Origin of the sequence: Raineyella sp. (assembly GCF_034933565.1) — a bacterium.
In the GTDB taxonomy this organism is placed as follows: domain Bacteria; phylum Actinomycetota; class Actinomycetes; order Propionibacteriales; family Propionibacteriaceae; genus Raineyella.
The window spans coordinates 239,294-247,923 of sequence record NZ_JAYFNG010000002.1; the positions used below are offsets into that span (position 1 = coordinate 239,294).

9 protein-coding genes are annotated in these 8,630 nt (G+C 69.9%); 1 reads left to right on the top strand and 8 read right to left on the bottom strand.

Annotation, left to right across the window (positions count from 1 at the left end):
* Nucleotides 1–48: 48 nt before the first annotated feature.
* The 8 genes from VB059_RS01085 to VB059_RS01120 all read right to left on the bottom strand — a co-directional run bounded on the left by VB059_RS01085 (nt 49) and on the right by VB059_RS01120 (nt 6,351).
* Nucleotides 49–699: an LON peptidase substrate-binding domain-containing protein gene (locus tag VB059_RS01085; protein WP_323420160.1), complete on the bottom strand. Its 651-nt coding sequence runs from the start codon at nt 697–699 to the stop codon at nt 49–51.
* Nucleotides 696–1,052, bottom strand: a complete 357-nt coding sequence (locus VB059_RS01090; RefSeq protein WP_323420161.1) for a thiamine-binding protein — start codon at nt 1,050–1,052, stop codon at nt 696–698. The genes VB059_RS01085 and VB059_RS01090 overlap by 4 nt, the downstream gene beginning before the upstream one ends.
* Before the next feature lie 45 nt (nt 1,053–1,097).
* Nucleotides 1,098–2,159, bottom strand: coding sequence for an NADH:ubiquinone reductase (Na(+)-transporting) subunit F (locus tag VB059_RS01095; RefSeq protein WP_323420162.1), 1,062 nt, complete (start codon nt 2,157–2,159; stop codon nt 1,098–1,100).
* A gap of 248 nt (nt 2,160–2,407) precedes the next feature.
* On the bottom strand, nt 2,408–2,731 hold the full coding sequence (locus VB059_RS01100; protein WP_323420163.1) for a hypothetical protein: 324 nt from the start codon (nt 2,729–2,731) through the stop codon (nt 2,408–2,410).
* 2 nt (nt 2,732–2,733) lie between these two features.
* A complete protein-coding gene (locus VB059_RS01105; protein WP_323420164.1) occupies nt 2,734–4,374 on the bottom strand; it encodes a YHS domain-containing protein in 1,641 nt (546 codons plus the stop codon).
* Nucleotides 4,375–4,378: 4 nt separating this feature from the next.
* Nucleotides 4,379–4,699 (bottom strand): MmoB/DmpM family protein, encoded by a 321-nt coding sequence (locus tag VB059_RS01110; RefSeq protein ID WP_323420165.1) that lies wholly within the window; start codon nt 4,697–4,699, stop codon nt 4,379–4,381.
* Nucleotide 4,700: 1 nt separating this feature from the next.
* The gene (locus tag VB059_RS01115) at nt 4,701–5,729 is read right to left on the bottom strand and encodes a hypothetical protein (RefSeq protein ID WP_323420166.1); all 1,029 of its coding nucleotides are present in this window, start codon (nt 5,727–5,729) and stop codon (nt 4,701–4,703) included.
* A gap of 190 nt (nt 5,730–5,919) precedes the next feature.
* Nucleotides 5,920–6,351, bottom strand: coding sequence for a hypothetical protein (locus VB059_RS01120; RefSeq protein ID WP_323420167.1), 432 nt, complete (start codon nt 6,349–6,351; stop codon nt 5,920–5,922).
* 222 nt (nt 6,352–6,573) lie between these two features.
* Here VB059_RS01120 and VB059_RS01125 point away from each other — a divergent pair.
* Nucleotides 6,574–8,630: ATP-binding protein (locus VB059_RS01125; protein WP_323420168.1), on the top strand; the 2,057-nt coding region annotated here is incomplete at its 3' end.

Genomic DNA, 8,630 nt, shown 5'->3' on the forward strand with positions numbered 1-8,630 from the left:
GCCGGGACTGCTGAGCCCCGGCCCCGCCGGACCTCAGTGGGGGAGACCTCAGTTGGGGGAGGCGTCGCCGACGTTGCGCCGGAACGGCAGTGAATGCGTCGCGCGGATCAGGCCGGCCTCGCGCCGCAACTGGTCCCGCGCCACCGCCAGGCGGGCCTCGGTGGTCGGGGCGGCCAGCAGCTCCTGCTGGTCGGTGATGCTGAGCGGGACGAGCGCCCCCACCGTGTAGGCCAGTTCGTCCGGATCGCGGGGCAGTGGCGGGATCTCACCGTTGAGGGCGGTCGCGTACGCCTCGAGCGCCGCCCGCACCTCCTCGGCGTGCTCGTCGACCCGCTGCTGGTCGCCGCGGACCTCCGGCAGCTTCGTCACCAGGCCGGTGGCGTACGGCGTCTCGGCGGCCGCGTCGACCCCGTCGAGGCGGAACCGCCAGGTGCCCAGCACCCGGATCACGAACCGTTCCCCGAGCGACCGTGCCGCGGCCAGCCGGGCGGCGCAGCCGACGTTGTGCACGCTGTGCACCCGCCGGGTGCCGACCTCCGAGCCCTCGCGGATCGCCACGATGCCGAACTCGCGGTCCTCCGGCTCCAGCTCGGAGAGGTCCTCCAGGAGCTGGAGGTAGCGCGGTTCGAACACCTGCAGCTGCAGCGGCATACCGGGGAACAGCACCACCCCCAGCGGGAAGAGCGGGAGCCTCCTCATGCGCTGTCCCCGTCCCCGCCGCCGCTCGGGGCGTCCGGGGCGATCGCCTCCTGGGTCGCCAGGGTGGCCTCGACCCGGGCGACCTTGCCGGTGATCTCCCCGGTGTGACCGGGGCGGATGTCGGCCTTGAGCACCAGCGAGACGCGGGTGCCGTACGCCCCGACCGCCTCGGTGGCCCGCCGCACCACGTCCATCACCTCGTCCCAGTCACCCTCCAGCGTGGTGAACATGGAGTCGGTGCGGTTCGGCAGACCGGAGGCGCGGACGACGCGGACGGCCGCCGCGACGGCCTCGTGCAGGGAGGCATCGGGATTGTCCCCACCGGAGGGGGCCACGGAGAAGGCGACGAGCATGTGCCCACCGTAGCCACTCGGGTCCCCGCCGGGAGGGGTTCCGGGTCAGCGCTTGATCAGCGGCGAGCTGAGGCCCTTCTGCTTGTCACCCTCGTTGAAGAAGTCCTCGCCGAAGATGTCGCGGGGGAACAGCCGCCGGCTCATGAACGACTTCAGGCAGCCCTCGACCATCGCCGGCGAACCGCACATGTAGCCCTGGTAGCCGTTCAGCTTGTCGAAATCCTCCTCCAGCGCCTGCGTCACGTACCCGCCGCGGTAGCCCTCCTCGGGCTCCTCGTTCGAGACGCACGGGTGGTAGCTGAACTGATCTGGGTACTCCGCCGCCAGCTCGCGGAAGTAGTCGACGTCGTACAGGTCGGCCCGGGTCCGCCCACCGGCGTAGAGGGTGATGTGCCCGTCGTACGCCTCGTTGAGGAGCGCGTGCTTGATCATCGAGGCGATCGGCGCCAGGCCGGTCCCGCCGGCCATCATCACGATCGGGCGCTCCTCCTCCCAGGTGCGCAGGACGAACCGGCCGTACGGTCCGGACAGCTGCACGGTGTCGCCCACCGCGGCGTCCTTGAACAGCCACCCATCGGTCGCGACGCCGCCGGGCACGTTGCGCACCTGGAACTCGACGACCCTGGTCTCGGTCGGCGGATTCGCCATCGACCAGGTGCGGTCGACGCCGTCGGAGCCGGGGACGATGATCTTCATGTACTGGCCGGCGTTGAAGCCGATCTCGCGGTCCAGCTCGATCCGCAGCCGCTTGATCTCGTGGGCGATGTCGGTGAGCTCGACGATCGTGCCGGTGAAGTCCTGCACCGGGAAGATCTCCAGCTCCTCCTCGACGTCGACGTCGGCCTCGATCGTCACGTCGCCCTGCGGGCGGGCGCAGCAGGTGAGGGTCTTGCCCTCCTCGCGCTCGAAGTCCATCAGCGCGAAGCTCGAGGCGGCGCCGTGGTCGACCTCGCCGTCGAGGATCTCCACCTTGCAGGTCGCACAGGTGCCGTGGGTGCAGGAGTGCGGCAGCCACACACCGGCCCGCAGGCAGGCCTCGAGGATGGTCTGGTCGTCGGCGACCTCGACCTCGCGGCCGAGCGGTTCAACGGTGACGGTGTGGCTCATGGTGTCCCTGCGGTTCTCTCTGTGCGGCGGGCCGGGGCGTACGACGGCGTGGGCGGGAAAGGGTCCGGACCGAAGGGGACCCGGACGGGGTGGGGAAAGGGCGAGGTGGGGGAGAGCGTGAACCGGGCGGAAGCCCGGAATGGGCTGAAGTGAACTTGACGGGGCGGTGGGAGGGAGCGTACGGCAAGGGGACCGGACGGGCGGGGGAGGGGCCGGGGGCAGGCCCGGCCCCTCCCCGTGTCCGGCGGTCAGACCCGGGCGAAGCCCAGGGTGTTCTTGTGCTGGACGCCGAGCTCCTCGAGGGTGCTGTCGTCCTGCGGGGTGAAGGCCCGGTCGACCAGGCTCCAGGCGTAGCTCTCCTCACCCGTGGTGTGCGGGTTGGCGGAGACGTACGGCAGGAACTGGGTCTGGTAGAAGTCCTTCCAGGTCATGTTCTTCGGCACCAGCAAGCAGGCCGGCGAAGAGAACCACAGGTCGTCCTTCTGCCAGAGGTGGACCATCATGTTGTCACCGTAGAGCGCCTGGGCGGAACGGGACGGGTAGTTGTAGTCGTAGAGAGCCTTGATGGCCATGGTCAGGCGTCCTTTCCGATGGAGGCGTCGACGGAGGCGGCGGCAGCGGTGACACCCTCGGCGTCGAGGGCGGTCTCGACCTCCTGGGCGGTGCCGAGCTTGTCCTCGATCTGCCGGTGCCACTTCTGCCAGTTCTGGTCGTCGATGCTGCCGACGAACTCCCCGGCGTCACCGTCCTGGTACCCGTACCACGCCATCACGTCGGGCAGGGTCGGGCCGCCGCAGTTGCCCTGGTAGATCTGGTGCACCGGCAGCCACGCCTGGCGGTACTTGACCGGCTCACGGTCGAAGATCCACTTGCAGGCCTCGGAGCAGAAGTTGTAGTGCTCCCCCTCATGGTCGGAGTAGTGCTGGGCCATGTGGGCCGGGTCGCCGTCGGCGTGGAACGTCATCGGCACCTGGCAGACCTGGCACAGCTGCGGCAGACCGGGGTAGGTGAACCGCTTGCCGGCCTGGTCGAGGGCCCGCGTCTCCTCCCACTTGTCGCGGTAGAGCTGGTCGAAGGTGTCCGGGTAGGCCTGCGAGAGCCAGTCCATGTGCTCCTCGTCGGGCACCGTGGTGGTGAAGTTCGCGGCGTGGCTGAACTGGTAGAGCGTGTCGTACAGCCAGTGCGACAGGTGCTCCTTCTCGCGGATCGCCTGGTCGACGTGCCGCGGCGGGCGGATGCCGTAGAGGGCGAGGTCGGGGAAGAGGCCGTTCATCATCTGCTGCTCGAAGTAGAGCTCGAACGCCTCCTTCCAGCTCATCACCGGGCGCGGCAGCATGTAGTCGAGCATCGCGGCGACCAGGCCGGTGACCCGGTAGCCCCGCCAGAACCACTTGTCGACCCACTCCTGGACGATCGGCACGTTGGCCTCGTCCTGCTCGAGGATGAACTTGATCGCCTCCAGACCCAGGGTCATGTGGCGCGACTCGTCGGACTGCGCCGAGAAGCCGAAGGTCATCGTCGGCAGGTCGCCGTTGAAGCTGGCGGCCGACATGAACGGCACAAACAGCAGGTTGGTGAGCAGGTACTCGAACGAGAACCCGATCGCGATCAGGAACTCGAACGGGCCGGCGCTCAGCGCGTCGTCGAAGTACGACTTGGTCACCGACAGGTACCAGACCCGGTCGTGCTGCTGCAGGAAGTTGTGGAAGCCGGAGTAGAACTTGTTGTAGTTCGACAGGGTGTGGATCTCGGTCTGCGCGTGGCGCATCTCGTCGATCGACTGGCACAGCGCCGCGAAGCGCGGGCCCGGGCCGTTGAACTGCCGGGCCAGGTAGGCGAAGTGGCGGTTGGCCTGGTACTCCAGCGGGGTCACGCCGCCGAGGAAGATCTTCATCGCGTTCAGGTAGCTGGCGTGGGCGAGGGTGAGGTGGCCCTGGCCCTGCGCGAAGCCGTCCAGGACGGAGTAGAGGCGCTTGTCCTTCTCCGCCTGGTAGCGGTGGTACGCGTCGACGGTCAGCCGGAACGGGTCGTCCCACTTGGTCCAGTCGTGGATCTTGATGCCCTCGTACGTGGTGTGCGGGTACATCTCGTCCTCGGAGACGTACGACGGCTGCCAGTCGAGGTCGCGGGTCAGCGCGCTGTAGCGCGCCTTCATCGAGAGCTTCTTGGGCTTGGCCGCGGCCTGGTTGGGCTGGTTCGGAGCAGTGGTGGTCATGGTGTCAGTCCTCGTCTTCTTCGTCTTCGACCCGGGGACCCCACGAGATGACGATGCGGTCCTCGTCCCACTCGGAGATGTTGCCGGAGAGGGTGATGATGGCCATCTGGAACTCGTGGGTCTCCCACGTACGGCCGAGCTCGGCCTCGACGCTCTCGCGGTTGATCACCAGCCGGCCGGGGGACTGGAGCTTCACCACGCCCGGGAAGTGGTTGATCACCAGGTCGGCGTTGTCACTCTCGATGGCGCTGATCAGGGCACGGTTGTTCTCGGTCTCCTGCAGATCGACGCTGACCGGCCGGTTGTCCAGGATGTTCTCGGTCATCTCAGGCTCCCCGGGGGTCGTTGATCTCGAGGCCGAAGGCGCGGAACTTCTCGGCCACCTTCGTGGCGTGCGTACGGACCGCGGACACCGAGTCGGTGCCGGCCAGCGTGTCCGCCTGGGCGGCGACCTGCTCGACCGCCGACAGGGCCTGCGGCAGCCAGGTGTTCACCGCGGCGGCCATCGCGGCCGCGTTGGTGGCGCCGTACTGCTCGTCGCCGAGCCAGCCCTTGTAGAGCGGGTCGAGCCACTTGCGGTGCTCGGCCCACCAGGTGCCGATGTGCTGGGCGAGCAGCGAATAGGCACCCGCCCCGCCGAGGATGGCCTCCTCGTCGAGGTGACGGTAGACCAGGGCATCGATCAGCTCGTCGACGATGTCCAGGCCGATCACCGCGGCCGCCCAGTCCTGCTCGATCAGCAGCTTCTCCTCGACCTCCCGCAGGCCCTGCAGGTGCGGGGCGTCGATCCACAGCGCCTTGGCGGACTTCAGCACCGCCGAGGACTCGTGGCCGAGCGCGATGCCGACCCGGGAGATCAGCTGCGCGTTGCCGATCCGGTCGAAGCTCTCGTAGCCGCAGCACTGCGCGATGGTCGCGCCGTAGCTGAACCGGCAGGCGTTGGAGTAGAGCATCTGCGCGCCGGACTCGTAGTGCCGCAGCGGGATGATCACCTCGGCGATCAGCTGCTGCCAGTTCTGCGGCGTACGCTCCAGCAGGCCGTGGTCGCTGACGTAGTCGAGGGTCTTGCCGAAGGCCTCGTGCATGGCGGCCCGGTTGGTGACGTACGGCGTGTAGTAGTACTGCCGCGGGTCGGTGTAGGAGTAGGGGTCGGTCAGCTTGAGGGCGCTGTAGTCCGGGTCGTAGAGCTCGCGCTCGGCATCCCAGGTCGGGCGGTAGTGGAAGTTCTCGGTCGGCTGCAGGCCGATGGTCCCTTCCTGGTAGCGGGTGGCGGGCTTGTCGCCGTAGCGCTCGATCAGTGGCGTGAAAGTCTGGCGAAGAGGCTCGATGACCTGGGTCTTCAGCTCGTACTGCACGTGACTGACCTCCTTTCCTGTGTTGTCGGTCATCGTTGACCGGACATCGGTGGGGCGGCACGCCCTCGGGGCGTACGCGTCGGGGTGTCGGCACCGGGCGGTGCGCACCTGGGGACGGAAGAGCAGGGATGCGGGGGGCGATCTGCCGGGCGGGCCCGACGGGTCGGGCAGCAGTCCGGCGGGTGGCCGGTCAGCTGATGTGGACCGGCTCGGCGTTGTGCAGGCCGGCCGCCACGACCAGGCGGACCAGCAGGTCGGGCAGCGCCTCCGGACCGGCCAGCTCCTGCGGCTCGCCCGCGGGCAGGTCGGCGGAGATGATCCGGCCGAGGGTGCGGCCGCCGGAGAAGTGGGTGGAGACCCGGGCCCGATGGTCGCGGCAGCTGATGGTGAAGGCGAGGTCCTCCCCGCCGACCTCGTCGACCAGGTCGAGGTGGGAGGCGGGATCCTCGATGACCGCGTTGGCTTCGCAGACCAGCTGCTCGGCCAGCGACCGCAGGGCGACCTGGCGATCCGTGCCTTCGTTGCGGGCGACGAGGACGGCGGGCCGCAATGCGGGCCGGGGGGCCTCCTGGGGCTCCGGGGCCCCGAGCACCTCCGCCAGCCGGTGCATGAAGAACGTCATGGACTCCTCCTTGAGTCGTGTCCGTGGCACCGAATGTAAGGTGGGTCACAGATCACCCGGTACCCGTAGAACTACCCGTATCCGCCTCCTGCGTCACGGGTGGGTGACGCCGCAGCCGGCCTCCGGCACGGGGGTAGAGGTGTTCCGGAGGGACGTCCGCGGCCCCCCGATCCCGCGCCGTCTCACGTAGTCTGGGATGATCCCCGCCGTCGAGGAGTCGCGTTGACCGAACTGTCGCCGTCACCGGAGCTGGCGACCGCCCTCACGTCCTTCATCGGGCGTGAGGAGTTGGTGTGCCACGTGGTGGAACTCGTGCATCGCCGTCGCCTGGTGACCCTGGTCGGGCCCGGCGGCATCGGCAAGACCCGGCTCGCGACCGAACTGTGCTCCCGGCTGGAGCACGAGTTCCCCGACGGCACCGTCGTCGTCACCCTCGATGCGGTCTCCGACCCGGTCGACGTCGCGTGGCGTACGGCCTCCGCGGTGCAGGTGATCGACCAGTCGCTGCAGGACCCGGTGGCCCAGGTGCTGGGGCATCTGCGCAACCGGCGGCTGCTGCTCGTCCTCGACAACTGCGAGCACCTGCTGGAGGCCTCAGCCGGCCTGGCCCGGGCGGTCCTGCGCGAGTGCCACGAGGTGCGGATCGTCGCGACCTCCCGGGAACCGCTGGGGATCTCCGGGGAGCAGGTGCTGGTCGTCCCGCCGCTGCAGGTGCCCGACTCCTGCGCCGACCTGGACGCGGTCCGGGAGTCCGAGGCGGTCCGGCTGCTCGTCGACCGGGCCGACCGGGCCGGCACCCACCTGGTCGTCGGCCCCGACAACTGCACCCAGGTGGTCGAGCTGTGCACCCATCTGGACGGGATGCCGCTGGCGATCGAGCTGGCCGCCGTCCGGCTGCGCGCCCTCGGCGTCGGTGACCTGCTGGACCGGTTGGACCAGCGGTTCTCGCTGCTCAAGGGCTCCCCGCGCGACATCCTGCCGCGGCACCGGACCCTGGAGGCGTTGGTCGACTGGAGCTACGAGCTGTGCACCCCGGCCGAGCGGCTGCTCTGGTCACGGCTGTCGGTCTTCCGCGGTGGCGCGGATCTGGAGGCGGTCGAGATCGTCGCCGGCTATGGCACCATCGACCCCGCCGACGTGATCGACCTGCTCGACGGACTGGTCACCAAGTCGGTGCTGATCGCCGAACCGGCCGACGGGTTCACCTACTACCGCCAGCTCGCGACGATGCGCGACTACGGCGCCCGGGTCGCGGTGCGCAGCGACGAGTGGGAGGACCTGCGGCGCCGCCACGCCAGGCTCGCCCTGGAACGCAGCGGCCAGATGCACCGGGAGTGGGCCGGGCCGCACCAGGCCCAGTGGCTGCGCCGCGCCCGGCGCGACGTGGCCGAGATCGTCGCCGCGATGGACTGGGGCATCTCCGATCCGGACGGACACGACACCGCCGCCGGGATCGCCGCCAACCTGCGCTACTTCTGGGCCGGTGGGCACAACATGGCCGCCGGACGCTACCGACTCGAACGGGTGCTGGCGCTGCCCGACGTGGCGGCACCGCTGCGCTGCGAGTGCCTGCTGGTGGTCTACTGGATCGCCATGCTGCAGGGCGACCACCAGGACGGGGCCCGGATGCTCGAGGAGGCGCGGGCGATCGCGACCGACCTCGGCGACCGGCGCCGGCTGGCCGAGGTGGCCACCTGGAGCGGCCTGCTCTGCCTGTTCGGCGGGGACCCGGCCGAGGGAGTACCGCTCTACCGGGCGGGCATCGACGTGCTGCGCGAGCTCGGCGACGTCGCCGCGATGCAGACCGCGATGTTCCAGCTCGCACTGTGCCAGATCTACTCCGGTGACCCGGCCGGCGGTGGGGAGACCTGCGCGGAGATCCTGGCCGAGAGCCGCCGCAACGGGGAGGCGTGGGCCAAGGCGTACGCCCTGTGGGTGACCGGCATCGTGCTGTGGCGCCAGGGTGATCTGGCCGGCGTCCGCGCGTACGCCACCGAGGCGCTGCGGCTGCAGGAGGTCTTCGAGGACGGCATCTGCACCCCGCACGTCCTGCTGCTCGCCTGCCAGGTGGTGATGGCCGCCGGCGAGCCGCGCCGGGCGGCGCGACTGCAGGGGGCGGCGGACGCGTTGTGGCGGGCACAGGGGACCGTCATCGACGCGTTCGGCCCCGGCCTGGGCGGGGACGCCCGGGAGAGCCGGGAGCGGATCCTGCGGGTGCTCGGCCCGGAACAGGCCGAGGCACTGATGGCCGAGACCGCCGACCTCGACCTGCGCGAGGC

What these genes read in the sequence shown, in the direction of transcription:
- VB059_RS01090 (WP_323420161.1), bottom strand. Translation starts at nt 1,052, where the DNA reads ATGCTCGTCGCCTTCTCCGTGGCCCCCTCCGGTGGGGACAATCCCGAT.
- VB059_RS01110 (WP_323420165.1), bottom strand. Translation starts at nt 4,699, where the DNA reads ATGACCGAGAACATCCTGGACAACCGGCCGGTCAGCGTCGATCTGCAG.
- VB059_RS01105 (WP_323420164.1), bottom strand. Translation starts at nt 4,374, where the DNA reads ATGACCACCACTGCTCCGAACCAGCCCAACCAGGCCGCGGCCAAGCCC.
- VB059_RS01100 (WP_323420163.1), bottom strand. Translation starts at nt 2,731, where the DNA reads ATGGCCATCAAGGCTCTCTACGACTACAACTACCCGTCCCGTTCCGCC.
- VB059_RS01095 (WP_323420162.1), bottom strand. Translation starts at nt 2,159, where the DNA reads ATGAGCCACACCGTCACCGTTGAACCGCTCGGCCGCGAGGTCGAGGTC.
- VB059_RS01120 (WP_323420167.1), bottom strand. Translation starts at nt 6,351, where the DNA reads ATGACGTTCTTCATGCACCGGCTGGCGGAGGTGCTCGGGGCCCCGGAG.
- VB059_RS01085 (WP_323420160.1), bottom strand. Translation starts at nt 699, where the DNA reads ATGAGGAGGCTCCCGCTCTTCCCGCTGGGGGTGGTGCTGTTCCCCGGT.